We start from the raw sequence: 25,074 nt of genomic DNA, 5'->3' as shown, positions 1-25,074 counted from the left end.
ACGCCGCGTGGGTGTATGAATGCGCGGTGTTATCCGTTTACGTGGATCTGGCCCTCGGGCTCGTGGTGTCGTTCCTGCTGCTGTCGTTGCTGGTGAGCGGGCTGAACGAGGCGTTCGTCCGGTTGCTGGCCATCCGCAGCAAGTTCCTGTGGGCCTACCTCAGGGACACCATGGACGGCGCCGACGACAAGACCGGCCCGTGGCTGCCGGCCGGCGTGCTCGACGTGTTCAGGGTGCTGCCGTTCGTACGTGATCCACGCCCCCGGCACAACGCGCTGCCCGCGCCCGCGCACCCCGCGGCGATGCCCGAGACCGGCGCAGGCGACTCGATGATCAAGCTGCTGTACGAGCGGGTCCGCGAGATCGACCACGCCAAACGAGGCCGTACCAGCATCGCCGACATCCCGCCCGCCAGGTTCGCGGTCGCCGTGATGGAGCTGGCCACGGCGCGCGACGGCGACGTCGAGGGCTTCCTGGGCCGCCTCCAGCAGATCGGCAGCCCGCTGTACGGCCCGCTCAAGGGCGTCTGGGAGTCGGCGCAGCGCGACCTCGACCGGTTCACGAAGGGCGTCGAGGCCTGGTTCGACGGGGAGATGCAGCGCCTTTCCCTGCTCTACAAGCGCTACGTCAAGTGGGTCGTCGCCGTGCTCGCCGCCGTGGTGACGCTGCTGTTCTCGATGGACGGCCTGGAGTACGCCAAGACGTTGCTGCGCGACAACGCCTTCCGCGCCTCGGTGACGGCCTTCGCCGACGCGAGCCCCGAGGCGTACGCCGAGCTGCGCGCGCAGTGCGCCGGTGCGGACCCGATGGCGTGCGTGACCGAGACGCTCAGCCGGCCCGCGCTGGTCAGGATGATGGACCAGGCGCTGGTCAGCCTGTCGATCCCGGCGCAGGGCGAGCCGAGCGTCCACTGGAACGGCGGCGCGTGGTGGGACCGGGTCAGCACGCCCAGCCACTGGCCCGGATTCCTGCTGACGTACGTGGCGCTGCTGTTCGGGGCGCCGTTCTGGTGGGACGTGCTGCGCCGCATCACCGGCATCAGGGTGAGGCGCTGACCACCGGGCCGCCCGTGGCGGCCAGCGTGATCACGTCGGCCAGCGCGGCCAGCTCGTCCGGGTCGTCGGTGAGCCTGGCCGTGGCCAGCCGCAGGTGGTGCCGGGAGGCCGGCTCGACCACGTAGCGGCTGCCCGGCGCGACCGAGATGCCGTGCGCGGCCAGCGTGACCAGCGCCGCGGGCTCGTCGCGCACCGGCACCCACAACACCAGGCCGTCGCTGCCGCCCGTCGGCACGCCGCGGGCCGCCAGCTCCGCGGCCAGCCGGGCACGCCGCGCCGCGTAGACCTCGCCGGCGTGCCGGACGCGCTCGCGCACCTCGGCGTCGCCCAGCAGGTGCGCCAGGGCGTCCTGCAGGATCCTGCTGGTCCAGCCGGTGCCGAAGCTGCGCAGCACGCGCACCCGCTCCACCGCTTCGGCCGCCCCGCCGATGACCGCGATGCGCAGGTCGGGCCCGTGCGACTTCGAGTACGACCGCACCAGCACCGTACGGTCGGGAAACCGGGTCCCCAGGCTCACCATCGGCGAGACCGACAGCTCGCCGATGCCGTCGTCCTCCACGATGAGCGTCGCCGACCGCTCCAGCAACGCCGCCAGCTCGGCCGACCGCTCGGGCGTCACGGCGTGGCCGCACGGCGACTGCCCGCGTGGCTGGTAGACGAACGCCACCGGCCGCGCCCGCAGCGCCCTGGCCAGCGCGGCGGGCACGGGCCCGTCCTGGTCGCAGGCGACCGGGATGATCTGCACGCCGATCGTCTCCAGGATGTCGAGCAGCCGCGCGGCCGTCGGCTCCTCGATCGCGATCCGGTCGCCCGGCAGCGCCGTCGTCTGGCACAGCAGCTGGACGCCCTCGTACCCGCCGCCCACCGCGAGCCAGCCCCGCGCCGTGAACGGCCACTCCGGCTCGACCGCCGCGCGCAGCCGGGGCGTGATCGTCTCGCGGGTGTAGTCGTTGAGCCCGTCGGCCCCCGCGGCGGCGACCAGCGCGGCCTCCAGCGGCGGGAGCAGGGCGGCGTCCGGTGAGGCGATCGCCAGGTCGATGGCCAGGCGGTCGCCGAAGTGGCCGATGCGCTCGTACCGGATGGGGCGGGGTACGTCCGGCGGGCCGAGGACGACCGTGCCGCGGCGGCGCTCGGTTCTGATCATTCCGTGTTTGCGCAACTCGGCCCAGGCCTCCGCGACGGTGCCCGAGCTGACGCCGAGCTCCCTGGCCAGCCCCCGTACGGTCGGCAGCCGTGTCTGTGCGGTCACCGTCCCTTCCCTGATCAGCGCGGTCAGGGCGGCCGCGATCCCGCGCGCGCTCGGGTCGCCGATCCGCTCGGCCAGCCAGGAGGCTTCCACTCGGTCTCCTCGAAAAACTTTGTTCAGCAACAAAGATCATCTTGTGTTGCTCTTCCGGCTGAACATATGGTTTTTCGCAATTCGCGGCAACTAATGTCGTTTGGGGGGTTTGTGGCGAATATTCGGATTCGACTGGCGTTGCGGGACTGGGACCACCTGGTGCCCGTGCAGACGGGAGACGTCCGGCCCGACGGGTTCGAGCTGGACCTCGACTCGCGTGCCGTCACGCCCGACGTCCTGAGCGAACCCGGCCTCGACGGAGGAGAGACCTCCTTCAGCCGGTACGTCCTCGGCCGCGCCGCCGGCGACGACCGGCTCGTGGGCCTGCCCGTCTTCGTGATGCGCGGCTTCCGGCACCGCTGCGTGCTCGTCCGCGGCGACAGTGAGCTGACCGCGCTGGAGGAGCTCAAGGGCGCCCGGATCGGCCTCACCGGCTGGCCCGACTCCGGCAACACCTGGACGCGGGCGCTGCTGCGGGCCGCGGGCGTCGACCTCGGCGGCATCACCTGGACCGTCGGCCCGCTGGTCGCGGGCGAGACCGGCAAGGACCGCGTCGGGCCCGTGCCGTTCCCCGACAACGTCTCGCTGACCGGCGAGGGCCTGGCCGACGGCCTCGCGGACGGCCGCCACGACGCGATCATGACGCCGTTCATGCCGCCGGGGTTCTTCACCCCCCGCAGCGGCTTCCGCCACCTGCTGCCCGACCACCGGGCCGCCGAGCTGGCCTACTACCGGCAGACCGGCTTCGTGCCCGGCATCCACCTGGTGACGCTCAAGCGCGAGAGCGTCGAACGCCACCCGTGGCTGCCGCAGGCCGTCCAGGACCTGTTCGAGCGGTCCAAGCGGCACTGGCTGGCGCGGCGGCGGCTGCTCGCCGACACCACGCCGTGGCTGCTCGCCGACCTCACCGCGACGGCCCGCACCTTCGGCGAGGACTGGATGCCGTACGGCGCCGGGCCGAACGCCGCCATGGTCGCCGCCTTCTGCGAGGAACTGCACGCCCAGGGAATCTCGAACCGCCGCATCGCGACCGAGGAGGTCTTCGCCGCATGAGAATCGCCGTAGGACAGTTCGCCTCCGCGCAGGAGTGGGACGCCAACCTCAAGACCTGCCGGGAGATGATCGACGGCGCCGTGGCGGGCGGCGCGGACCTGCTGGTCCTGCCCGAGGGCGCGCTCGCGCTCTTCGTGGACGAGCCCGCCCGCATCCGCGAGGCCGCCCAGCCGCTGGACGGGCCGTTCGTCAGCGGCCTGGTCGAGCACACGCGCGGATCGAACACCACCGTGATCGCCGGCGTGCACGTCCCCGCGGGCGACGGCCGCGTCTCCAACGTGCTGGTCGCCGCCAGGGACGGCGAGATCGTGGCCACCTACACCAAGCTCCACCTGTACGACGCCTTCGGCCGGCGCGAGTCCGACAACGTCGTCCCCGGCACCAACCCGCCCGTCGTCATCGACTGCGCGGGCTGGAAGGTCGGCCTCATGACCTGCTACGACGTGCGCTTCCCCGAGCTGGCCAGGCTCCTGGCCGACCAGGGCGCCCAGGTGATCGCGCTGCCCGCGGCGTGGGTGCGCGGCCCGGCCAAGGAGTGGCACTGGGAGGTCATGGTGACCGCCCGCGCCCTGGAGAACACCTGCTACGTGGCGGCCTCCGGCGAATGCGGCCGGCGCAACATCGGCGCCAGCATGATCGTCGACCCGCTCGGCATCACCCGCGCCCGCCTCGGCGACGCGCCGGGGCTGCTGTGGTCCGACGCCCGCGCCGACGAGCTCGCGAATGCCCGCCGCACCCTTCCCGTCCTCGAGAACCGGCGCTTCGCCGTGGACCCGCGATTGGAGCGACATGCCTGACCACCCCCGCATCCTCGGTGCCGCCCTGCTCGCCGGCGCACTCCTGCTGGCCGGCTGCGGCGCCAACCCCGAGGAGGCCGAGGGCGTGCTGGACTCCCAGCAGCCCACCGGCGCGAGCGCCGCCGCCCAGGTCAAGGACCAGGCGCTGTACGACCGGCTGCCGGACAAGGTCAAGCAGGCGGGCAAGCTGATCTCCGTCAACAACGGCTCGTTCCCGCCGTACGAGATCGCCGGGGCCGACGGCCGGTCGCTGACCGGCGCCTCCGCCGACATGTCGGAGGCCATCGGCCAGGTGCTCGGCGTCAAGATCGAGCACGTCACCGTGGACGGCCTGCCGAGCTCGCTCACCGGTATCGCCTCCGGCCGCTACGACTTCGCCATCGGCCCCGTGGGTGACTTCGCCGACCGGCAGAAGGCCAACGACTTCGTCGACTGGGTCAAGGAGTACGTCGTCTTCGCGGTGCCCAAGGGCAACCCCGACAAGATCGGCTCGGTCGCCGACACCTGCGGTCTGAAGATCTCCGTCATGGCCGGCGGCTCGGCCGAGGCCGTGATCAAGAAGCAGTCCGAGACGTGCGCGAAGGAGGGCAAGCCGAAGATCGGCGTGCAGTCGTACAAGGACCAGCCGACCTCGGTGCTCGCGGTCAGCTCCGGACGGGCGGACGCGTTCTTCTCCTCCCAGGCGCCGCTGACGTACTTCGTCTCCCAGGCCGGCGGCAAGCTGGAGCTGGCCGGCAAGGGCCAGGCCAACGGCTTCGACGACCTCTACCAGGGCGCCGTCGTGGCCAAGGACTCGCCGCTGCGCGACGTGCTCAGGGATGCCTTCCAGAAGCTCATGGACAACGGCACCTACGACCAGGTCATGGCCAGGTGGGGCACCTCCGACAACGCGCTCGACCAGGCCGGCGTGAACCTGGCGACGGCATCATGAAAGAGCTGCCCGAGATCGACGTGGCGGGCGCCGCCCGCACCCGCCACCCGCTGCGCTGGGTCGCCTCGCTCGTGCTGCTCGTGCTCGCCGCCCAGCTCGTCTCCCTGCTGGTGACCAACCCCAACTTCCAGTGGGACGTCGTCGGCCGCTACGTGAACGCGCAGATCATCGGCCAGGGCATCATGACGACGCTGCTGCTGACCGTGATCGCCATGTTCGTGGGCGTGCTGCTCGGCGTGCTGCTGGCCGTCGGGCGCATCTCGGAGAACCCGGTCGCCCGTGCCGCCTGCGGCCTGTACGTGTGGTTCTTCCGCGGCACGCCCGTGCTGGTGCAGCTCGTGCTCTGGTACAACCTGTCGTACCTGCTGCCGGAGATCTCCTTCGGCATCCCGTTCGGCCCCGAGTTCGTCAGCGCCGACACCAACGTGCTCATCACGCCGCTGCTGGCGGCCATCCTCGGCCTCGGGCTCAACGAGGGCGCGTACATGGCGGAGATCATCCGCGGCGGCCTCATGTCGGTGGACCCCGGCCAGACCGAGGCCGCCTCGGCGCTCGGCATGAGCGGCGCCCGCACCTTCCGCCGGATCGTGCTGCCGCAGGCCATGCGGTTCATCATCCCGCCCACCGGCAGCCAGGTGATCAGCATGCTCAAGGCCACGTCCCTGGTCAGCGTGATCGCCCTGGCCGACCTGCTGTACACCGTGCAGTCCATCTACAACCGCACCTTCCAGACCATCCCGCTGCTCATCGTGGCCTGCGTCTGGTACCTGGTGATCACCTCGATCCTGTACGTCGGCCAGTCGTTCATCGAGCGCCACTACGCCCGCGGCGCCACCAGGAACCAGCCCCAGGGCTTCTGGTCGTTCGTGACGTCCTTCCGCCGCCGTCCGATGCCCACCCCGGAGGTGCCCTCGTGAGCGTCCCCATGGTCCACGCCCGCGGCGTGCGCAAGCACTTCGGCCACCTGGAGGTGCTCAAGGGCATCGACCTCGACGTGCAGCCGGGGGAGGTCGTCGTCATCCTCGGGCCGTCCGGCTCCGGCAAGTCGACGTTCCTGCGCTGCGTGAACCACCTGGAGACCGTCGACGGCGGCGCCATCTTCGTCGACGGCGAGCTGATCGGGTTCGAGGCGTCCGGCGGGAAGGTGCGCCACCTGCGCAAACGCGAGATCACCCGCCAGCGCCGGGAGATCGGCATGGTCTTCCAGCAGTTCAACCTCTTCCCGCACTTCACCGTGCTGCAGAACGTCATGGAAGCGCCCGTGGGCGTCCGCGGCGAGCCGCGCGAGCAGGCCAGGGAACGCGCGCACGCGCTGCTGCGCCGCGTCGGCCTGGAGGACAAGGCGGGCAGCTACCCGCGTCAGCTCTCCGGCGGCCAGCAGCAGCGGGTCGCCATCGCGCGGGCGCTGGCCATGCGGCCCAAGCTGATGCTCTTCGACGAGCCCACCAGCGCCCTCGACCCCGAACTCGTCGGCGAGGTGCTGGCCACCATGAAGGGCCTGGCCGAGGACGGGCTCACCATGATCGTGGTGACGCACGAGATCGGGTTCGCGCGCGAGGTGGCCGACCGCGTGGTCTTCATGGACGGCGGCGTGGTCGTGGAGGCCGGCACCCCCGCCGACGTCCTCGACAACCCCAGCAGCCCGCGGACGCAGGCGTTCCTCAGCCGCGTACTCTGAGGTCCCATGGAGACCGAGCGGCTGATCATGCGCCGGTGGCGCGACGCGGACCGGGCGCCGTTCGCCGAGATGAACGCCGACCCCGAGGTGATGCGGCACTTCCCCGCGCCGCTCACCCGCTCGCAGAGCGACGCCATGGTCGACCGGATCGAGCGCCACTTCGACCTGCGCGGCTACGGGCTGTGGGCGCTGGAGGAGCGCTCGACCGGCCGGTTCGTCGGCTTCACGGGGCTGGCGCTGCAGACGTTCGAGGCGCCGTTCCTGCCGGCCGTCGAGATCGGGTGGCGGCTGGCCCGTCCGGCCTGGGGGCGCGGCTACGCGACCGAGGCGGCCCTGGAGGCCGTGCGGTACGCGTTCGACGAGGCCGGGCTCGACGAGATCGTCTCCATGACGGCCGTGGGGAACGCCCGGTCGCGTGCCGTGATGGAGCGGCTGGGGATGACCCGCGACCCGGCCGACGACTTCGACCACCCCCGCGTCCCGCCCGGCGACCCCCTCCGCCGCCACGTCCTCTACCGGCTCCAACGCCCGTAGGCGGGTTCGCTCTCGCCGCTCAGTCGCTCATCGCGTACAGGACGTCGCGCAGCGCGGCCTCGCGCCCCCGCGTCCAGACCATCCGCAACGCCAGCGTGGGCGACCGCCCGGTCCCTTCGCTCGCGTCGAGGCTCTTCCCGCCGCCGGCCCCCTCCGCGGCGCGGCACTCCTCCGGGGCCGGGGCGACGGTCACCAGGGTGCCCGAGTCGAGGTCGGCGTCCACGGCGAAGTCGGGCAGCAGCGACCTCCCGAGCCCCTGCCGTACCCACTCGCGGGCGGTGGAGATGCTGGTCAGCTCCCGCCGCGGCACGTCCGCCGCGAACATCCGCTCCACCGCCATCCGGATGGAGCACTCCGGCGGCGAGACCAGCAGCGTACGCGCGTCGCCCCCAGGCGCCGCGACCAGCCGCAGCGCCACCTCGCCCACGTCGAGGAAGTCGAGCCCGTCCGGCGGGCGGAATCCCAGCGTGCCGATCCGCATCCCGGCGTCGAGCAGCAGCGCCGCGTCCACCCCGCCGTCCGCGACCGCGGCCAGCAGCGGCCCGCGGTTCAGCGTCCGTACGTCCACGTCGAGGTCGGGACGGCGTTCGGCGAGACGGCGCACCACGGCGGGCAGCCGGGTGGCGGCCAGCATCTCCAGCGCCCCCACGGTGACGCGCCGCCGCCGGCCCGTGACGGCCCTGCGGACCTCGTCGGCGTGGTCGAGCAGCCCCTGCGCCCGCTCCAGCAGGGCCTTCCCCGGCGCGGTCAGGCGCATCCCCCGGGGCGTCCGGTCGAACAACGTGACGCCCAGACCGTTCTCCAGCCGCCGGACCTGCTCCGACACGGAGGCGGGCGCGAGCTCCAGCACGTTGGCCGCCCCCGTCACGGTCCCGGCCCGCGCGACCGCCACGAACACCTGCAGATGACGCAACTCCACGCGCCTCAGCATACGGTTGTCCCGAACGCCCCCTGCGGCTGCGGCTGTTGAGCGGGAACACCGCGTTTCCGCAGGCTGGGCCCATGAAGCTAGCCGGATTCTCGCTCGCCTACTTCCTCGTGCTCCTGGACACGACCGTGCTCACGATCGCGCTCCCGGACCTGAGGGCCTCGCTCGGCGGCTCGGTGGCGGGCCAGCAGTGGGCGGTCAACGCCTACACGGTCGCCTTCGCCGCCTGCCTCCTGACCGGGGGAGCGGTGGCCGACCGGTACGGGGCGGCCCGGGTGTTCCGGGTGGGGGTCGCGGCGTTCGGGGTGCTGTCGGTGCTCAGCGCCGCGGCGCCGCACCTGGGGGCGCTGGTCGTGCTGCGCGCCCTGCTCGGCGTGGCGGGCTCGCTGTGCCTCGGCGGCTCGCTCGGGCTGCTCGCCGAGCTCCACCCGTCCCCGGCCGCGCGCGCCCGCGCCACCGGCGCGTGGGCCGCGATCACGGGTGTGGCCTTGGCGGCGGGCCCGCTCCTGGGTGGCCTCCTGGTCGGTCTGTACGGCTGGCGCGCCGTCTTCCTCCTCAACCCGCCCCTCGCCCTCGTCAGCCTCCTGGCCGTCCGCGGCCTCCGCTCCCCGCGCGGCGCCCGCCGCATCGACTGGTACGCCCAGGCCCTGACGTGCGCCTTCCTCGGCCTCCTGGCCGAAGCCCTGACCGACTCCTCCCTCCCCGCAGCCCTGCTCTCCCTGGCCGCCCTCGCCGCCCTCGCCGCCCTCGTTCTCACCCACCACCACACTTCAGCCGTCGCCACCACACGGAGCTCCATCCCAGGCCCCGCCACCACGGGCAGCGCCATCGCAGGCCCCGCCACCTCGGGCAGCGCCACCGCAGGGGCCGTCGGCAGCGGAAGCGCGGAGCCCGCTGGCAGGACCCGCGGCTCGGTCGTTCCGCGGGGGCTGGTCGCCGCGACCTGGCCCGAGCTGCTCGCCGGGGCCGTGGCCAACTTCGCCTTCTCCGGCGCCCTGTTCGTCCTGACCCTCCTGCTCCAGGACACCCGCCATCTCACCCCCATGCAGACGGGCCTGGCGTTCCTCCCCCTGACCATCCCCATGGTGGTGAACCCCGTCCTGACCGGCCGCATCGTGGCCCGTCACGGCGCCCGCCCGCCGATCCTGGCCGGCCTCGCGCTGCTCGCGGCGGGCCTGGCCGGGGCGGCGCTGGCCGAGGGCCCGCCGCTCGGCTGGCTGATCGTGATCGGGTGCGGTCTGTCGCTCTGCTTCCCCGCCCTGATGGCCGGCATGGTCGCGAGCGCCCCACCCGGTACGGCGGGCACGGCCGGAGGCGTACTGAACGCCGCCCGCCAGGTGGGCGCGACCCTCGGGGTGGCCGTCCTGGGCGGCCTGACGGCCGGCGCCCGCCCCCTGCTGGTGGCGGCGATCCTCACGACGGCGACCTTCGTGGCGTACGGCGCTGTAGGCTTCCGGCGACGATCCGGACGCCCCATCACGGAGTGAGGCTCATGCACCTGCAGCATTCCGACGACATCTGGCGCGACTTCCCCGACCTCGTGCCGGGGGCCCTGCACGTCCAGGGCGTCTCGAAGGACGCCTCCGTGGACGATCGGATCGCCCGCCACACCGAGACGGCCGCGGCCAGACTGGCCACCGCCTCCGAGGGCGAGCTGCCGGAGATCCAGGCGTGGCGCAGGGCCTTCACCCGGATGGGGCTCAAGCCCACCCAGTACAGGTGCGCGTCGGAGTCGCTCCTGCGCCGCTTCAGGAAGGAAGGCGAGCTCCCGCGCCTCCACCCCCTGATCGACCTGTGCAACGCCGTCTCACTCGCGTACGCGATCCCGGTGGCCGTGTTCGACCTCGACCAGGTCGCCGGTCACCTGGAGATCCGGCACGCCACGGGCGACGAGACGTACGTGACCTTCTCGGGGGAGACGGAGCGGCCGCCCGCCGGCGAGGTGATCTTCGCGGACGCGGAGGGCAGGGCGCACGCCCGCCGCTGGACGCACCGCCAGAGCGGCCACTCCGCCGTCCGCGACACGACCACGGACGTCCTGATCGTCGCCGAGGCCCTGCACGCCTCGGCCCGGCAGGACATCGCCTCCCTCGTCGCCGCCCTGGCCGACGACCTGACCGCCCTGTGGCCCGTCGCCCCGCGGACGGCCGTCCTGCGCCCGTCCGCGCCGCGCTTCAGCCTGTGACGCCGTACGTCGTGATGGCCCGGTTCGGCAGCGGGCTGGAGTAGACGACGCTCGTCGTGACCGAGCCGAGCCCGGCGATCCGCCCGGTGACCTGCTCCAGGTGACGCATGGACCCGGCGAGGACCTTCAGCACGAAACAGTCCTCACCGGTCACGTGGTGGGCTTCCAGGATCTCGGGCGTGGTGGCGATCAGGTCATGGAACGGCCGGTAGTTGCCGGTCGGATAGCGCAGCCGTACGAACGCCAGGATGCCGAGCCCGAGCCTTTCCGGATCGACGACGGCGGAGTAGCCGCTGATCACGCCGCTCTCCTCCAGCCGCCGCACCCGCTCGGTGACGGCGCTGGCCGACATGGACACGGTCCGTGCGAGCTCCGCGTAGCTGGCCCTCCCGTCCCGCTGCAACGCCTCCAGAATCCGCATATCCGTCTCATCCAGCAAAACCCCGGCCATAACCGATATCTACCACGAAATGCCCGGAGATCCTCCTCAATCGCCGTTGAAGTCCCCTTCAACCGCAGGATTCACCCCCGTAGCCTCTCCCCATGACCGCAACCATCCCCTCCGAAGCACCTCTGACCAGCACCGCCGCAGCCGGCACCGCCGCAGTCAGCACCGTCGCGACGGGTAGCCCCGACCCAGGCGCTGCCGCGACCGGCATCACCCTGCCCAGCCCGGTGCTGCGGATCCCGCCTGCGGCCCCGGCCCACGCCGCGGCCTTCTTCGCGGCCCGCCTCACGTACCAGACGGACGTCTCCGACGTGCACGCCTCGATGGAGTCAGGCGCCCCCGGCTTCGTCCTCCTCGACTCACGCGCCGCCTCCGGCTGGGACCAGGGCCACGTGCCGGGCGCGCTGCACCTGCCCACCGCCGACATCCCGGCCCGCGCCGCCACCCTGCTGGACCCGGCGATCCCCGTCATCACGTACTGCTGGGGGCCGGGCTGCAACGGCGCCACCCGCGCGGCCCTGGCCCTCGCCCAGCTGGGCTACCAGGTCAAGGAGATGATCGGCGGCATCGAGTACTGGATCCGCGAAGGCTTCCCCCTCGAAACGCCAACCGGCCGCGACCACCGCGCCCCCGACCCCCTGACCGCCCCGGCGAACTCCCTCACCTGCGCCTGCTGAACCACTGTGCACGTCCCACCCGCATCCGCTACACGGCCGCACGGTCGCGGGTGCGGGTCAGCAGGTCTTGTAGTCCTGCTTCGTCGAGTTGTACGAGCAGGAGTCGACCAGCTTCCCGGAAGCGTTGCGCAGGTAGGCGGTGTCCGCGTTCTGGTTCCAGATGTAGGCGAGGGTTCCGCCGCTCCTGCCCCAGTAGCGGTTGGTGGCGGTGTTCGCGCCCTTGCCGGTGCGCACGGTGACCGTCTTCCCGGCTTTGAGGGTGAACGTACCGAACCGGTAGACGTGATCCGACCGGCTCGTCTGGTCGCGCACGGTCCAGCCCTTCAGGCTGACGGCCTTCTTGCCGGTGTTCTTGATCTGCACGTACTCGCCGTTCAGGCTGCTGTTCCCGCCGTTGTCCGGCGAGCCGGGGGAGTCGTAGTAGATCTTGGTGATCTGGACCACCGGCGCCGCCGCGTGGGCGGGCTGGGCGGCGAGGGCCATGCCGGCGGTCAGTGCCGCGGCCGTCAGCAGAGATCGGGTACGCACGGGGAGACTCCGGGGGGTGTCGGCAATGATGCGAACCGAGCATATTGACGCTCGCACGCCCCAATGGACCGTTCCCGTATCGGTTTGATACCTGACACACCCGGCGAACAACCGCACCAATCTGATGTCGGACGCGTCCGCCCTACCCGAGGAGATCCGCCGACGTCAGGACGGTCACCCACGTGACTGAAGAGCCACCCAGGGGAACACCCACTCCATACGGCATCCAGGCGTCCTGGTCCTGCGGCTCGTCGAAGAGGGCCGCTACTCGGGATGAGAAGGGCTCAGCGGACCAGCTCTCGGCCCAAGCCTCGTATACCTGGGTGACTCTGGCACTCGATGCAGAAGCGGCAATCATCGCTCCATGGGCCAGGAGGGGAGAGACAGGGCCGCCCCCGCCGCACCGCGTACCCGGCGCCTCTACACAGACGCCGGGTCGTCGGTCACGTCAGTTGTCGCCGTCCTGCTCCGTGTCGCCGTCCTGGTCGTTGTCACCGTCAGGGGCTTGCGTGTTCACCACATCGGGGTCGTCGTCACCATCGTCGCCGCCGCCGTTGCAGGCGCCGGTCAAGCCGATCGTCGCCACCATGGCGGCCGCCGCCAGCATCCTCTTCCGGCCGGTCCTACCCAAAATGCGCTCCTCCAGAATGGTCAGTCGCGGGTATCCACGACGTTGCGGACCATTCCTGTTTCCAGCGACAAGACGATCTAACACTGGCAACCCACCCCGACATGGCTTGTCCGTGAAGGCGAAGCGTCGGGGCATCCGACCGAAGACGGGCCGCAGCGAACAGAGCCGTCACAACCAGACGGAAACCGCGCGATGACCATGCAGGTCACCGCGCGGTCGCCGGTCGTCACACGTCGTAGTAGAGCTCGAACTCGTGCGGGTGCGGGCGAAGGCGGATCGGGTCGACCTCGTTCTCGCGCTTGTACGACACCCACGTCTCGATGAGGTCGGGCGTGAAGACGCCGCCCTCCAGCAGGTAGTCGTGGTCGGCCTCGAGGGCGGCGAGCACCTCGGGCAGCGAGCCGGGCACCTGCGGGATGTTGCGGGCCTCCTCCGGCGGGAGCTCGTAGAGGTCCTTGTCGACCGGCTCCGGCGGCTCGATCTTGTTGCGGATGCCGTCGATGCCCGCCATCAGCATCGCCGCGAAGGCGAAGTACGGGTTGCAGGACGGGTCCGGCACGCGGAACTCGATGCGCTTGGCCTTCGGGTTGGACCCCGTGATCGGGATGCGGACGCAGGCCGAGCGGTTGCGCTGGGAGTAGACCAGGTTGACCGGGGCCTCGTAGCCGGGCACCAGGCGGTGGTAGGAGTTGACCGTCGGGTTGGTGAACGCCAGCAGCGACGGCGCGTGCTTGAGCAGACCGCCGATGTAGTAGCGGGCGGTGTCGGACAGCCCCGCGTAGCCGACCTCGTCGTAGAAGAGCGGCGAGCCGTCCTTCCACAGCGACTGGTGGCAGTGCATGCCGGAGCCGTTGTCACCGAAGAGCGGCTTCGGCATGAAGGTGACCGTGCGGCCGTTCTCCATGGCGGTGCTCTTGATGATGTACTTGTACAGCATCAGGTTGTCGGCCGTCTTGAGCAGCGTGCCGAACTTGAAGTCGATCTCGGCCTGACCGGCGGTGCCGACCTCGTGGTGCTGCATCTCGACGTCGATGCCGCACTCGATGAGGTGGCGCACCATCTCGGAGCGCAGGTCGGTGAAGTGGTCCATCGGCGGCACCGGGAAGTAGCCGCCCTTGTAACGCGGCTTGTAGCCGAGGTTGCCGCCCTCGGCCGCCTTGCCGGTGTTCCAGGCGCCCTCGATGGAGTCGATGTAGTAGTAGCCGGCGTTCTGCTTCGTCTCGAAGCGCACGTCGTCGAAGATGTAGAACTCGGCCTCGGGGCCGAAGTAGACCGTGTCGGCGATGCCCGTGCCCTTGAGGTACTCCTCGGCCTTGCGCGCCACGTTGCGCGGGTCGCGGCTGTAGGCCTCGCCCGTCAGCGGGTCGTGCACGAAGAAGTTGATGTTGAGCGTCTTGTGCTGGCGGAACGGGTCCACCACGGCGCTCGAAGGGTCGGGCAGCAGAAGCATGTCGGACTCGTGGATCTGCTGGAAACCGCGGATCGACGAGCCGTCGAACATCAGACCGTCAGTGAAGACGCTCGCACCGAAGTTCTCAACCGGGAAGGTGAAGTGGTGCGTCGTCCCCGGCAGGTCGGTGAACCTGACATCGACGAACTGCACCCCTTCGTCACTGATGAACTTCAGGACGTCGTCGGCGGAGTTGAACACTCTCGAACCTCCCTGGGGACTGGTCATCATTGCGACGCTAGGCCGGGGCCGTTTCCATACGGTGTCCCGATTGTTTCGCACGTGTTACGCAGGTCAGGTGGCCTGTGATGCCGAGCAGCCGTCGTCGTGCCGCGGCTCGTCCTCCAGGTCGTAGGGGTCCTCGGGCGCCCCGGTGGCGGGCACCTTGTCGGGCGGCGAGTCGTCGTAGTAAGGGTGGATGAAGCCGTCCTCCACGTCGCAGCGGGCAGGCGTCGCGCTGCCGTCCCAGCTGCTCACCCAGACCACGAGCCGGCCGGCCTGGTGGTAGATCTGTACGGTGCCGGTGAGGTGAGTGACGAGCCTCATGGCGGTGGCGGGCTGGCCGGGGCGCTGCACCGCGTAGACCGCGAGGTAGTTGAACGTCGCCCGGACCCCGCGCAGGCCCTTCTCCTTGAACGTGGTCAGCGTGGTCCGCCCCTTGACCTTGACGACGTCCGTGGTGAGCTCGGCGGTCTTCGGCGCGAAGCTGTTCACGAGCGTCCGCGTGGTCTCCTTCGGGTCGTCCAGCCCTTCGCGGAACCAGTCGCGCTGCCCGCGGTCCAGCAGCCGGGCGAACGCGTCCGGAGCGCCGCCGAGCAGCGTCCTCTTGTCGAGGTACGCGGCGGCCAGCAGCTCGCGGGTGCGCCGCAGCCCTTTGGCGACGTCCTTTTCCGGAAGGCCGCCCAGCGCCTTGGCCTCCGGCATCGCGAACCCGTCGATCCCCTCGGCGTACTTCTCGGCCGGTGATCCGGCGAACGGGTCGGCCAGGTCGGTGCCGGAGCCGTCCGCCGGCCCCATGACCAGCTGGTCCAGCGGCGCCGCGACGACCGGCATGGTCTCCTCCGGCACCGCGCCCGACGCCGCCGACCTCAGCGGGGCCAGCACATCCGGGCGGTACGTGACGACCACGGCACCGGCGACGATCAGCGCCGCGACGGCGGCCGCCATCAGCCGGCCCCGCCTGCTGCGGGGCGCGGGTTCGGGCTCCGGTAAGTATCCGGCCAAGCGATCGGTCCCGTCGCCCGGACGCCCGGTCTTGGCGGCTCTTCTCGCCGCTGTCCGCATCCTGCGCTGCTCCTCCTTGTCGATCTGTGAGACCAGCTCGTTGAAGCGCGCATCAAGGTCATCTCCGTGTGGCATGGCGTACATCTTGATGGTCTTGCGACGCGGCCGGGTCACGATTCCGACCGGCCCACCGGGCGGATACCGTTGGAGGCATGAGCGGCAACGAGCCTCGGTGGACGCAGACCTGGCTGGGCGGCGTACGGTCCGCCGGCGTCGATCTCGGATACCCGGGCGAGCGCCTGGGCCTGCCCGAGGAGGGCAGCGGGTCGATCAGCGGCTGGGGGCGCCGCATCGGCGCACTCGTCATCGACTGGATGATCTGCACGTGGGTCGTCGTGCAACTGCTGCTGCGGATGAACCCCGCCGAGGCGCCGTGGGCGCCGGTCGCCGTCTTCGCCCTCCAGTACCTCCTGCTCGTGGGCTTCATGGGGCAGACGTTCGGCCACCGGCTCATGGGCATCAGGGTCGCCGCGATGGACGGCGGCGACCCGCGCCTGCTCCCCGTGGTGGTGCGCACCGTGCTGCTCTGCCTGACCGTGCCGGCCCTGATCTGGGACCGCGACCACCGCGGCGTCCACGACCGCGCCTCCAACACCATGGTCGTCCGCATGTAGCGAGCGGTCAATAAACCGTACCGGGTTCAGAAATGAACCCGGTACGGTTTATGCTGTCCGCATGATGGCGGGGCTCAGGGAACGCAAGAAAGAACAGACGCGGTGCCGGATCTCCGAGGTGGCGCTGCGCCTGTTCGACGAGCGCGGCTACGACGCGGTGACCGTCGCCGAGGTCGCCGAGGCGGCCGGGGTCGCCAAGGTGACGCTGTTCGCGTACTTCTCCAGCAAGGAGTGCCTCGTCCTCGACGCGGTCAAGGAGGACATGGCCGCGATCGTGGCCGGGCGTCCGGAGGGGCGGTCGCCGCTCGACGCGCTGCGCGCGCACTATCGCGGGATGGCCCGGCAGGGCGCCGGCGAGGTGGATGTCGAGGAACTCTTCACCCGGATCCGGGTGATCTCGTCGAGCCCGGCCCTGCTGGCGGGGCTCCAGCGGACGCACGCGGGCCAGCGCCACGAGCTGGCCGCCGAGCTGGCGCGGGCCGTTCCGGGCGACGGCCTGGCCGCGCAGCTCATGGCCGCCGAGATCAGCGCCGCGGTCACCACCGTGCAGGAGGCGTTCTTTCACCGGCTCTCCACCGGGGTGCCGATGGAGAAGGCCGGACGGCTCCTGGCAGAAGACGTCGAGCTGGCCTTCGACCTCCTCGAACACGGCTTTTCATCGCTAGAAGGGGAAAAATCGTGAAAAAAGGCATCAACTACGACACTGGCTTCCTACCGGGCGACTCCTGCTCCCGCCCCGTCTTCGACCCCGACGCCGTCGCCCGCGAGATGCGCGTCATCGCCCGCGAGCTGCACTGCGACGTCGTCCGGGTCTCGGGCCGCGACCCCGCGCGGCTGAGCGTCGCGGCGGAGCGGGCCGCCGCCGAGGGCCTGGAGGTCTGGTTCGCGCCCTTCCCGGTCGACATCCCCTCCGACGAGACCCTGCGCCTGTACGCCGACTGCGCGGAACGCGCCGAGGCCGTTCGCGAGAGCGGCGCGCGGGTGGTGTTGGTGACCGGCTGCGAGACCAGCGCCTTCTGCCCCGGATTCCTCCCCGGTGACACCTACGGCGAACGGCTGGAGCGCATGGCCACCGCCGACCTCGCCTGGTGGCAGTCGCTCGGCCCGGTGATGGAGCGCTTCAACGGCTTCCTGGCCGAGGCCGCCGAGACCGTCAGGCCCCGCTTCGGCGGCCCCGTCACGTACGCCTCAGGCCCGTGGGAGTTCCTCGACTGGAGCCCGTTCGACCTGGTCGGCACAGACGCCTACCGGGCGGGGTACAACGCGGACGCCTTCGCGGACGAGCTGCGCGCGCGGTTCACGCCCGGCAAGCCGGTCGCGGTCACGGAGTTCGGCACCTGCCCGTACAAGGGGGCGGGGGAGCTGGGCGGCATGGCGTGGTCGGTGCCCGAGGGCGCGGTGCGCGACGAGGCCGAGCAGGTGCGCTACTTCACCGAGCTGATGGACGTCTTCGAACGCGAGGGCGTCGACACCGCCCTGTGGTTCACCTTCGCCGCCTACAACCGCACTGACGACGACCTCGGCTCGTACGGCGTGGTCACCATGCTCGACGACACCCGGTGGCGGCCCCGGGAGATCTTCCACGCCATGGCCGCTAGGTATGCGCGCAGCTGAAGATCGCCGTGCCCGGCAGGTGACGGCCGCGCAGCGGGCTCCAGCCGCCCCACACCTGCTCGTGCCCCTGCGGCCACTCCGGCTCCAGCAGCCCGGTGACGGTGAGCTCCGAGGCCACCAGCAGGTTGACCCAGTCGGCCATCGTGCGGTGGTGCTCGACGTAGGTGAGCCGGCCGTGCTCGTCGCGCTCCTCGTACGGGGAGCGGTCGAAGTAGGACCGGTCGGACGTCAGCCCCCGCGGCCCCGGGTCGTCGGGGAACGCCCACCGGATCGGATGGCTCACCGAGAACACGAACCGGCCGCCCGGCCGCAGCACCCGGCGCACCTCGCGGAAGACGGCCGCCGGGTCGGCCACGAACGGCAGCGCCCCGAACGCCGAGCACGCCAGGTCGAACGACTCGGCCGCGAACGGCAGCGCCTCGGCGTCGGCCTGCACCACCGGCACCCGCACCCCGGTGTCGAGGTCGATGCGCTGGGAGTGGCGCAGCTGCCGGTGGGAGATGTCGAACGCGGCCACCTCGGCGCCCTGCGTCACCAGCCACCGCGCGCACTGCGCGGCCCCGCAGCCGATCTCGAGCACCCGCTGACCGCGCACGTCGCCGAGCAGCCGCGCCTCGGCCTCGTCGAGGCCCTCGGGACACCACACGAACCCGGTGTCACGCAGGAAGCCGCCGTGCTCGACCTGGTAGTCGTCGGCGTTGCCGTCCCACCACGAGCGGTTGGCGCGTGACGACAGGGACGGCACTAGCGCAGCTTGGGGCCGCGCGGCATGCGGGCGCCCTTGGGCATCGGGCCCTTCGGCAGGGGCATGTTGCGCGGCAGCGAGCCCAGCCGGTCCTTCACCTCGTTGACCGCGGGCTTCTTGAGGTTGCGCGGCAGCTTCATCAGGTGGCGCTGCAGCTTGCCGAGCGGCACCTGGCCCTCGCCGTCGCCGCACTGGATGTCATAGATCTCGACGCCCAGCACCACGCGCGCGACCCGCTTCTTCTCGGCCGCCAGCATCCTGCCCACCCGGTTGCCCGGACCTTCGGACACCAGCACGACGCCCGGATAGCCGACCACGAGATGGACGAGGTCCTGCTCGCGGTTGACCGCGATGGCCGGCGTGACCTGCCAGTTTCCGCGCATGCCCTGCAGCACGGCCGCCGCGGCGCCGGTCTGGCCGTGCAGCAGCGAATACTGCGCCCGCTGCGCGAGCTGCCCGAACACCACCAGGCCCACCGTCAGAGCGGCCAGGATGCCGATGAACAGGGAATACCAGAAGTAGTCCGTGACCAGGCCGATCACGATGACCACCGCCAGCGTGCCCACCGCCGAGAGGAAGACGATCGGCATCCCCTTGGGGTTGGCCTGCTTGATGATCTTCGCGATCATGCGGAGCTGCTTGATGCGCCCCGGCTTCTCTGAGTCCTCGGACTTTGCCATGCTCAGAAGGATACAAACCAACAGGTGCAGTGTGGAAAACGCGCCCGCGCCGTGCCTGCCCTGTGACTAGATCTTCACCGTCGCGAAGAGGCGGAGGTCGGCGGCGCTGCGACCGGCCGCTACCGGGTGTTCGCCCTCGACCGTGCGCCAGCCGCCGTCCCAGACCTGGAAAGCGCGTTCCGGCAGGAAGATCGTGCTGATCACGGTCTCGCCGGGGCCGGCCTCCACCACGTCGAAACCGGCCAGCCGGTGTTCGCGACCGGCGTAGACCTGCACGACCTCCCGGCCGGGCCGCGGGCCGGTGTTGGTGACGGCCACGCTCACGGTGGCGCCCTCGGCCGCGATCGAGTCGTACGACCAGGTGGTGTAGCCCAGGCCGTGCCCGAACCAGTACGCGGGCGCGCGCCCCGACCGTCGCCACGCCGGGTAGCCGATGGAGACGCCCTCCTCGTACGCGAGCGTCCCGTCCACCGGGGTCACGGCGGTCACCGGGGCGTCCTCCAGCGTCCGCGGCCAGGTGGTGGGCAGCCGCCCGCCAGGCTCGGCGTCGCCGAACAGCACGTCGGCCAGCGCCGCCCCCGCCTCCTGCCCCGGGAACCAGGTCAGCAGCACGGCCGCCACCTCCTCCGCCCACGGCAGCTCCACCGGGGCGCCCGCGTTCACCACGACCACGGTGCGCGGGCCGGCCGCGGCGACGGCCCGGACCAGCTCGTCCTGCCGCCCCGGCAGCCGGAGGCTCTCGCGGTCGAAGCCCTCGCTCTCGACCTGCGGCGTCGTGCCGGCCACGACCACCGCCACGTCGCACTCGGCAGCCACGCGCACGGCCTCGGCCAGCAGCTCGTCCTCACCCGGCGCGGGGTCGGCGTGGCCGAGGGCGAGCGACACGAACGCCATGCCGCCGAACGCCCCCGCCGGATGCGTCAGCGCCAGCTCGTACGCCCGCCCAGCGGTCATCGGCACGCTCACCCGGTGCTCGGGCGGCGTCAGGAACGCCACGGCCGGGTCGTCGCCCGGCGCGTCGACGCGGCCGTCGAAGACGCTCCGGCCGTCCACGGTCAGGGTGAACGCGCCCGCGCCGGTGATCGACAGCTCGTGCTCGCCGGTCGCCCCCGGCGTGTACGCCGCCCGCAACCGCACCGCGGCCAGCCGGTCGCCGTCCACGCCGGGCGGCAGGTCGCCCATCCAGCGGGCCTCACCGGTGGACAGCGGCTGCTCGCTGAGGACCGTGCCGGCCGCGTCCAGGAACTGCGCGGTGACCGGGCCGGGAAGCGGCGCGAGGCGGAGGCGCGGGTCGGCCCCGACGGCGTAGCGGACCTCCGTACGCTCCGACAGGCCCGCCAGCGGGGAGACGATCCGCTCGGGGAAGACCTGCGCGCTGCCGCCGCCCATGACGCGGGCCTCGCGGGCGGCCGCCCCGAGCAGGGCGATCACCGGACGGCCGGACAGCGGCAGGACGCCGTCGTTGGCCAGCAGCGTGAAGCTCCGCGCGGCCGCCTCCCGCGCCAGCGCCACCCCGTCGACGGGCTCCTGCACGCGCGGCCCACCGCCGGACCGCAGCGGCCCGAAGACGGCCGGGGCCTCGTAGGCGGCGGGTCCGGAGGCGGGGGACTCCTGCGCTCCAGGGGCGGCGGGCTCCGAAGCGGCGATCTCTTGTGCTCCAGCAGCGGCGGGCTCCGAAGCGGCGGTCTCTTGGGCGTCCGAGGGCGTGATGTGCAGGGCGCCGACGCGTTCGGCGAGGCGGAGGATGCGGCGGACCCGGTCGTCGACCACCGACTCCGGCACCCGCCCCTCCCGCACGGCCGCCTCCAGCCGGTCGCCCCACGGCCCGTACGGCCCCGGCATGGCCACGTCGGTGCCGCCCAGCGCCGCGGCCTCGGTCGAGCGCACCGCCGTCCAGTCGGACACGACGAGCCCGTCGAACCCCCACTCCTCCTTCAGCACCCCGTTCACCAAGGGGGAGTGCTCGGTCATGGTGGCGCCGTTCACGGAGTTGTAGGCGGTCATGAGCCCCCATGCCCCCGCCCGCACCACCCGCTCGAACGGCCGCAGGTACAGCTCCCGCAGCGCCTTCTCCTCGACCCGCACGTCCACGGTGAACCGGTCGGTCTCGGAGTCGTTGGCGACGAAGTGCTTCGGCGTGGTCGCCACCCCGCCCTCCTGCACGCCCTCCACGTAAGCGGCGCCGATCTCACCCGTCAGGTACGGGTCCTCCGACAGGCACTCGAAGTGCCGTCCGGCCAGCGGTGACCGGTGCAGGTTGAGCGTCGGCGCGAGCAGGACGTGGACGCCCTTGCGCCGGGCCTCCTGAGCGAGCAGCCGGCCGGCCCGCCGCACCAGCTCCACGTCCCAGGTCGCGGCCAGCGCCGTCGGGCTCGGCAGGGCGATCGAGGGGTCGGCGGCGCTCCACCGCCCCCCGCGTACGCCGATGGGCCCGTCGCTCATCACGATCCGGTCGAGGCCGATCTCGGGCATGGGCAGCAGCGACCACATGCCGGCGCCGGTGAGCAGCCGGATCTTGGCGGTGAGGTCGAGCCGGGCGATCAGTTCGTCGAAGTCCACGGCCACAGTGTTCACCAGGGGGTCGTCTCCCCGACGGACGCGACACGATCAGGCGACGACGAAGAACTCCAGCAACTCCGGCACCAGCGCCTCGGCTGCCACGTTGTGCGCCTGGTCCTCCAGCACCCGGCGGACCGCGCCGGGCACCGCCGCCGCGACCGCCTCGCCCGCGCGGCCCATCCAGCCGGGGCTGTCGGCCCCGTTGAGCACCAGCGTCGGCTGCGTCACCGCGGCCAGCCGGTCGGCGGGCAGCGCGTTGCCCGGCCCCAGCACGTACGCCTCGTAGGCCAGCGTGTGGGCGACGGCCTCCATCTCCGCCCACGACGGGTGCGCCCGCATCGCGGCCACGGCCTGCGGCGGCACCTCGGCCGCCGCCACCATGAACCGCTCCACGGCCTCGCCCCGTCTGCCGGCCGCGACCAGCGACGACAGTTGCCCGGCGAAGTCGAGGGGCAGGTCGGGCGCGCCGCCGCCCGCGTGGTAGGGCGGCTCCCACACGGCCAGCTTCGTGATCGCGGGGTTGCCGGCGGCGGCCAGGAGCGCCAGCGCGGCCCCCGACGAGCCGCCGAACACCATGGCCGACCCGCCCGCCGCCCCGATCACCGCCGCCAGGTCCTCGGCCTCCCGCTCGGCCGCGTACGGGAGGGTGTCGCCGCTCCCGCCGCGGCCCCGGCGGTCGTAGTCGTACACGGTGAACCACGGGGCCAGGCCGGTCGCCACGCCCGCCAGCACGGGGTGGCCCCGGCCGGTGAACGCGCCGTGCACGAGGACGACAGCGGGCCCGGAGCCGTGCCGGTCGTAGGCGATGACCGTGCCGTCGGCGGAGATCGCCTTGCCGCTCATCCGGCCGGCTGCACCAGGCACAGCGCCTCCCAGTGGTGGCCGTCGAGGTCGGCGAAGCCGCGCTGGTAACGCATGCCGTCCTCCAGCTTGACGCCCGCCGGGGTGGCCCCGGCCGCGAGGGCCTTGTCCACCAGCTCGTCCACCTGGGCGGGATTCTCCATCCCGAGCACCAGGATCGCCTCGGTGGCCGTGCCGGAGTCGGCGATGTCCTTGGTGATGTACGACGCGAACGCCGGCTCGGTCAGCAGCATGACCTGCGTCTGCTCACTGATGATCACCGACGCCATGGTGTCGGCCATGCCGAACAGCTGGAAGCCGAGCTCGGTGAAGAACTTCTTCGACCGGTCGAGGTCCTTGACCGGCAGGTTGACGAAAAGCTGCATCTTCGGATCCTTTTCCGTGGGGGTGGACACGTTCAGTCTCGCCCGGAGGGCGTCCCCCGGTCTTGGATCTGCGCGCCGGATGCGTTGACGTTCAGCGCACGGCGTTGGCCCGGCGGTACTCCGCGGGCGGCATCCCGTACGCGCTGCGGAACAGCCTGCTGAAATGGGCCGCGTCCGGCAGCCCCCAGCGCGCGCCGACCGCGCTGACCGGCAGGTGCGCGAAGGCGGGATCGGCGAGGTCGGCGCGGCAGCGTTCCAGACGCCGCCGCCGGATCCAGGCCGCGACCGTCGTGTGCTCCGACTCGAACAGCCGGTGCAGCAGGCGTACCGAGACGTGGTGCGCCGCCGCCACCGTGGCGGGATCGAGCTCGGCGTCGCCGAGACGCTGCTCGATGAAGGCGTGCACGCGCAGCTGCAGCGCGCGCTGCCGGGAGTCGGGCGGCAGCGCGTTCGCCTGCTCCGCGCGTTCGGCGACGGCCGTGCTGACGAGGTCGGTCACCACGGTCGACAGCCGCGCCGCGCTCTCCGGCCGGTACGTCGCGTGATCCATGGCCACCCGGCGCAGCAGCGGCACGGCCAGCGCCGCCGCCCCCGAGTCGGCCGTGATCGGCACGGCGGTCAGCCCGGCCACGGAGCCGTACGGCAGGGCCAGTAGATCGCGGGGGAAGCTGAACACCGCCAGCTGCACCGCCGCGTCATAGGCCAGCTCGTACGGCCGGTTGAAGTCGTAGATCGCGAACTCGCCCCGGCTGAGCCGGGCCTGCCGGCCGTCCTGGCTCAGGCACGGGCTGCCCGACATGGCGAGCACCACCCGGTAGAGCTCGGGCCCGTCGCTGCGGATGAGACCGGCCGTGCGGTACACGCTGTGCGGTGTGGACGTACGCACCCGGCCCACCCCCACGGCGCCGAGCTCGGCCAGCTCGATCTCGCCCCGCAGCGGTGCGTCGGGGTCGATGCGCAGGTCGAGCGGGCCCAGCGTGTCGCACACGATGCCGCGCCAGGCGTCGAGGCGCTGCCTGGCGGGCAGGTCGGTCGTGCGGATCAGAACGCCCATGCCCCGTCGCCCTCCGTCGGCTTGTCGGGGGACATGCTGTCACGGAAACGCCCGGAAAAAGAAGCGGCTCCGGGGGCGTACCCCGGAGCCGCTCAGGCAGCAGGACCTCAGGCGGTCTGGCGGGCCTCGATGGCCTGCTTGTAGAGCCTGCCCGCCCGGTACGACGAGCGGACCAGCGGCCCCGACAGCACCCCGGCGAAGCCGATGGCCTCAGCCTCGGCCTGCAGCTCGACGAACTCCTCCGGCTTGACCCAGCGCTCCACCGGGTGGTGGCGCGGCGTCGGGCGGAGGTACTGGGTGATCGTCAGCAGGTCGGTGCCGGCCGCGTGGAGGTCACGCATGGCCTCGACGACCTCCTCACGCGTCTCGCCCATGCCCAGGATCAGGTTGGACTTGGTGACCAGCCCGGCCTCGCGGGCCATCGTGATCACGGCGAGCGAGCGTTCGTAGCGGAACGCCGGCCGGATGCGTTTGAAGATCCGCGGCACGGTCTCGACGTTGTGCGCGAACACCTCGGGCTTGCTGGAGAAGACCTCCTCCAGCTGGTCGCGGTTGCCGTTGAAGTCGGGCACCAGCAGCTCGACGCCGCAGTCGGGCAGCAGCGCGTGGATCTGGCGGGCGGTCTCGGCGTAGAGCCAGGCCCCGCCGTCGGGCAGGTCGTCGCGGGCCACGCCGGTCACGGTCGCGTATTTCAGGCCCATCTGCTGGACGGACTCGGCGACCCTACGCGGCTCGTCGCGGTCGTACTCCTTCGGCTTGCCCGTGTCGATCTGGCAGAAGTCGCAACGGCGGGTGCACTGGTCGCCGCCGATGAGGAACGTCGCCTCGCGGTCTTCCCAGCACTCGTAGATGTTCGGACAGCCCGCCTCTTCACAGACCGTGTGCAGGCCCTCCCGGCGCACGAGCGATTTGAGCTCGGTGTATTCGGGGCCCGTCCTCAGCTTGGTCTTGATCCACGGGGGCTTGCGCTCGATCGGGGTTTCGGCGTTACGCACCTCCAGGCGGAGGAGCTTACGGCCTTCAGGGGCAACGGTCACGCCTTCAGCTTACGTCTCCCGGGGAAG

Annotated in this window: 27 protein-coding genes; 13 read left to right on the top strand and 14 right to left on the bottom strand. The window is 71.7% G+C overall.

Features of this window, described 5'->3' with window-relative positions:
- The first annotated feature begins 41 nt into the window (after positions 1-41).
- Positions 42-1,055: a hypothetical protein gene (locus tag ACIBP6_RS18895; protein WP_397053701.1), complete on the top strand. Its 1,014-nt coding sequence runs from the start codon at positions 42-44 to the stop codon at positions 1,053-1,055.
- On the opposite strand, the gene ACIBP6_RS18890 is transcribed toward ACIBP6_RS18895, so the two are convergent.
- Positions 1,039-2,394 carry a PLP-dependent aminotransferase family protein gene (locus ACIBP6_RS18890; RefSeq protein WP_397053699.1) on the bottom strand — a complete coding sequence of 452 codons (1,356 nt, stop codon included), beginning with the start codon at positions 2,392-2,394 and terminating at the stop codon, positions 1,039-1,041. The genes ACIBP6_RS18895 and ACIBP6_RS18890 overlap by 17 nt on opposite strands.
- Before the next feature lie 159 nt (positions 2,395-2,553).
- On the opposite strand from ACIBP6_RS18890, the gene ACIBP6_RS18885 reads away from it, so the two are divergent.
- The 6 genes from ACIBP6_RS18885 to ACIBP6_RS18860 are packed head-to-tail and all read left to right on the top strand — an operon-like array spanning position 2,554 to position 7,387.
- Complete coding sequence (locus ACIBP6_RS18885) at positions 2,554-3,447, top strand: hypothetical protein (protein ID WP_397053697.1); 894 nt, start codon at positions 2,554-2,556, stop codon at positions 3,445-3,447.
- Positions 3,444-4,244 carry a deaminated glutathione amidase gene (locus ACIBP6_RS18880; RefSeq protein ID WP_397053695.1) on the top strand — a complete coding sequence of 267 codons (801 nt, stop codon included), beginning with the start codon at positions 3,444-3,446 and terminating at the stop codon, positions 4,242-4,244. The genes ACIBP6_RS18885 and ACIBP6_RS18880 overlap by 4 nt, the downstream gene beginning before the upstream one ends.
- Positions 4,237-5,175, top strand: a complete 939-nt coding sequence (locus ACIBP6_RS18875; RefSeq protein WP_397053693.1) for an ABC transporter substrate-binding protein — start codon at positions 4,237-4,239, stop codon at positions 5,173-5,175. The genes ACIBP6_RS18880 and ACIBP6_RS18875 overlap by 8 nt, the downstream gene beginning before the upstream one ends.
- A complete protein-coding gene (locus tag ACIBP6_RS18870) occupies positions 5,172-6,092 on the top strand; it encodes an amino acid ABC transporter permease (protein ID WP_397053691.1) in 921 nt (306 codons plus the stop codon). The genes ACIBP6_RS18875 and ACIBP6_RS18870 overlap by 4 nt, the downstream gene beginning before the upstream one ends.
- Before the next feature lie 8 nt (positions 6,093-6,100).
- The gene (locus tag ACIBP6_RS18865; protein ID WP_397055364.1) at positions 6,101-6,853 is read left to right on the top strand and encodes an amino acid ABC transporter ATP-binding protein; all 753 of its coding nucleotides are present in this window, start codon (positions 6,101-6,103) and stop codon (positions 6,851-6,853) included.
- A gap of 6 nt (positions 6,854-6,859) precedes the next feature.
- Positions 6,860-7,387 (top strand): GNAT family N-acetyltransferase, encoded by a 528-nt coding sequence (locus tag ACIBP6_RS18860; RefSeq protein ID WP_397053689.1) that lies wholly within the window; start codon positions 6,860-6,862, stop codon positions 7,385-7,387.
- A gap of 19 nt (positions 7,388-7,406) precedes the next feature.
- Here ACIBP6_RS18860 and ACIBP6_RS18855 read toward each other — a convergent pair whose 3' ends face one another.
- Positions 7,407-8,306, bottom strand: coding sequence for a LysR family transcriptional regulator (locus ACIBP6_RS18855; protein WP_397053687.1), 900 nt, complete (start codon positions 8,304-8,306; stop codon positions 7,407-7,409).
- Between the two features lie 83 nt (positions 8,307-8,389).
- On the opposite strand from ACIBP6_RS18855, the gene ACIBP6_RS18850 reads away from it, so the two are divergent.
- Both ACIBP6_RS18850 and ACIBP6_RS18845 read left to right on the top strand, forming a co-directional pair.
- Complete coding sequence (locus ACIBP6_RS18850) at positions 8,390-9,802, top strand: MFS transporter (RefSeq protein ID WP_397053685.1); 1,413 nt, start codon at positions 8,390-8,392, stop codon at positions 9,800-9,802.
- Positions 9,803-9,807: 5 nt separating this feature from the next.
- The gene (locus tag ACIBP6_RS18845) at positions 9,808-10,500 is read left to right on the top strand and encodes a B3/4 domain-containing protein (protein WP_397053683.1); all 693 of its coding nucleotides are present in this window, start codon (positions 9,808-9,810) and stop codon (positions 10,498-10,500) included.
- On the opposite strand, the gene ACIBP6_RS18840 is transcribed toward ACIBP6_RS18845, so the two are convergent.
- Positions 10,490-10,951 (bottom strand): Lrp/AsnC family transcriptional regulator, encoded by a 462-nt coding sequence (locus ACIBP6_RS18840; protein ID WP_397053681.1) that lies wholly within the window; start codon positions 10,949-10,951, stop codon positions 10,490-10,492. The two genes, ACIBP6_RS18845 and ACIBP6_RS18840, sit on opposite strands and share 11 nt — an antisense overlap.
- Positions 10,952-11,043: 92 nt before the next feature.
- Between ACIBP6_RS18840 and ACIBP6_RS18835 the strand changes: the two genes are divergently transcribed.
- Positions 11,044-11,625, top strand: coding sequence for a rhodanese-like domain-containing protein (locus tag ACIBP6_RS18835; RefSeq protein ID WP_397053679.1), 582 nt, complete (start codon positions 11,044-11,046; stop codon positions 11,623-11,625).
- Between the two features lie 57 nt (positions 11,626-11,682).
- Here the strand turns inward: ACIBP6_RS18835 and ACIBP6_RS18830 are convergent, their stop codons facing one another.
- From ACIBP6_RS18830 to ACIBP6_RS18815, 4 genes are all read right to left on the bottom strand, one after another.
- Complete coding sequence (locus ACIBP6_RS18830; protein ID WP_397053677.1) at positions 11,683-12,153, bottom strand: lamin tail domain-containing protein; 471 nt, start codon at positions 12,151-12,153, stop codon at positions 11,683-11,685.
- Between the two features lie 448 nt (positions 12,154-12,601).
- Positions 12,602-12,784, bottom strand: a complete 183-nt coding sequence (locus ACIBP6_RS18825) for a hypothetical protein (protein ID WP_397053675.1) — start codon at positions 12,782-12,784, stop codon at positions 12,602-12,604.
- A 226-nt stretch (positions 12,785-13,010) separates the two neighbouring features.
- Positions 13,011-14,435, bottom strand: coding sequence for a type I glutamate--ammonia ligase (gene glnA, locus ACIBP6_RS18820; protein ID WP_132622679.1), 1,425 nt, complete (start codon positions 14,433-14,435; stop codon positions 13,011-13,013).
- Positions 14,436-14,528: 93 nt separating this feature from the next.
- Positions 14,529-15,593 carry a hypothetical protein gene (locus ACIBP6_RS18815; RefSeq protein WP_397053673.1) on the bottom strand — a complete coding sequence of 355 codons (1,065 nt, stop codon included), beginning with the start codon at positions 15,591-15,593 and terminating at the stop codon, positions 14,529-14,531.
- A gap of 77 nt (positions 15,594-15,670) precedes the next feature.
- Here ACIBP6_RS18815 and ACIBP6_RS18810 point away from each other — a divergent pair, with 77 nt between their 5' ends.
- From ACIBP6_RS18810 to ACIBP6_RS18800, 3 genes are all read left to right on the top strand, one after another.
- On the top strand, positions 15,671-16,132 hold the full coding sequence (locus ACIBP6_RS18810) for an RDD family protein (protein WP_397053671.1): 462 nt from the start codon (positions 15,671-15,673) through the stop codon (positions 16,130-16,132).
- A gap of 61 nt (positions 16,133-16,193) precedes the next feature.
- Positions 16,194-16,814 carry a TetR/AcrR family transcriptional regulator gene (locus tag ACIBP6_RS18805; RefSeq protein ID WP_397053669.1) on the top strand — a complete coding sequence of 207 codons (621 nt, stop codon included), beginning with the start codon at positions 16,194-16,196 and terminating at the stop codon, positions 16,812-16,814.
- Positions 16,811-17,746, top strand: a complete 936-nt coding sequence (locus tag ACIBP6_RS18800; protein WP_397053667.1) for a hypothetical protein — start codon at positions 16,811-16,813, stop codon at positions 17,744-17,746. The genes ACIBP6_RS18805 and ACIBP6_RS18800 overlap by 4 nt, the downstream gene beginning before the upstream one ends.
- On the opposite strand, the gene ACIBP6_RS18795 is transcribed toward ACIBP6_RS18800, so the two are convergent.
- The 7 genes from ACIBP6_RS18795 to lipA form a co-directional block, all read right to left on the bottom strand.
- Positions 17,727-18,491 carry a class I SAM-dependent methyltransferase gene (locus ACIBP6_RS18795; protein WP_397053665.1) on the bottom strand — a complete coding sequence of 255 codons (765 nt, stop codon included), beginning with the start codon at positions 18,489-18,491 and terminating at the stop codon, positions 17,727-17,729. The two genes, ACIBP6_RS18800 and ACIBP6_RS18795, sit on opposite strands and share 20 nt — an antisense overlap.
- Complete coding sequence (locus tag ACIBP6_RS18790; RefSeq protein WP_397053663.1) at positions 18,491-19,171, bottom strand: DUF4191 domain-containing protein; 681 nt, start codon at positions 19,169-19,171, stop codon at positions 18,491-18,493. Before ACIBP6_RS18790 ends, ACIBP6_RS18795 begins: the two co-directional genes overlap by 1 nt.
- 66 nt (positions 19,172-19,237) lie before the next feature.
- Positions 19,238-21,730: a glycoside hydrolase family 3 protein gene (locus tag ACIBP6_RS18785; RefSeq protein ID WP_397055362.1), complete on the bottom strand. Its 2,493-nt coding sequence runs from the start codon at positions 21,728-21,730 to the stop codon at positions 19,238-19,240.
- A gap of 48 nt (positions 21,731-21,778) precedes the next feature.
- Positions 21,779-22,594, bottom strand: a complete 816-nt coding sequence (locus tag ACIBP6_RS18780) for an alpha/beta fold hydrolase (RefSeq protein ID WP_397053661.1) — start codon at positions 22,592-22,594, stop codon at positions 21,779-21,781.
- On the bottom strand, positions 22,570-22,956 hold the full coding sequence (locus ACIBP6_RS18775; protein ID WP_397053659.1) for a VOC family protein: 387 nt from the start codon (positions 22,954-22,956) through the stop codon (positions 22,570-22,572). Before ACIBP6_RS18775 ends, ACIBP6_RS18780 begins: the two co-directional genes overlap by 25 nt.
- A 91-nt stretch (positions 22,957-23,047) precedes the next feature.
- Positions 23,048-24,010, bottom strand: a complete 963-nt coding sequence (locus ACIBP6_RS18770) for an AraC-like ligand-binding domain-containing protein (protein ID WP_397053657.1) — start codon at positions 24,008-24,010, stop codon at positions 23,048-23,050.
- Positions 24,011-24,117: 107 nt separating this feature from the next.
- Entirely contained in the window at positions 24,118-25,047 is a 930-nt protein-coding gene (gene lipA / locus ACIBP6_RS18765; protein WP_132623086.1) for a lipoyl synthase, read from the bottom strand.
- Between the last annotated feature and the right edge of the window lie 27 nt (positions 25,048-25,074).

This window comes from Nonomuraea terrae (assembly GCF_044465245.1).
Taxonomy (GTDB): Bacteria; Actinomycetota; Actinomycetes; order Streptosporangiales; family Streptosporangiaceae; genus Nonomuraea; species Nonomuraea terrae.
This window is presented reverse-complemented; position numbering and strand designations above follow the sequence as displayed.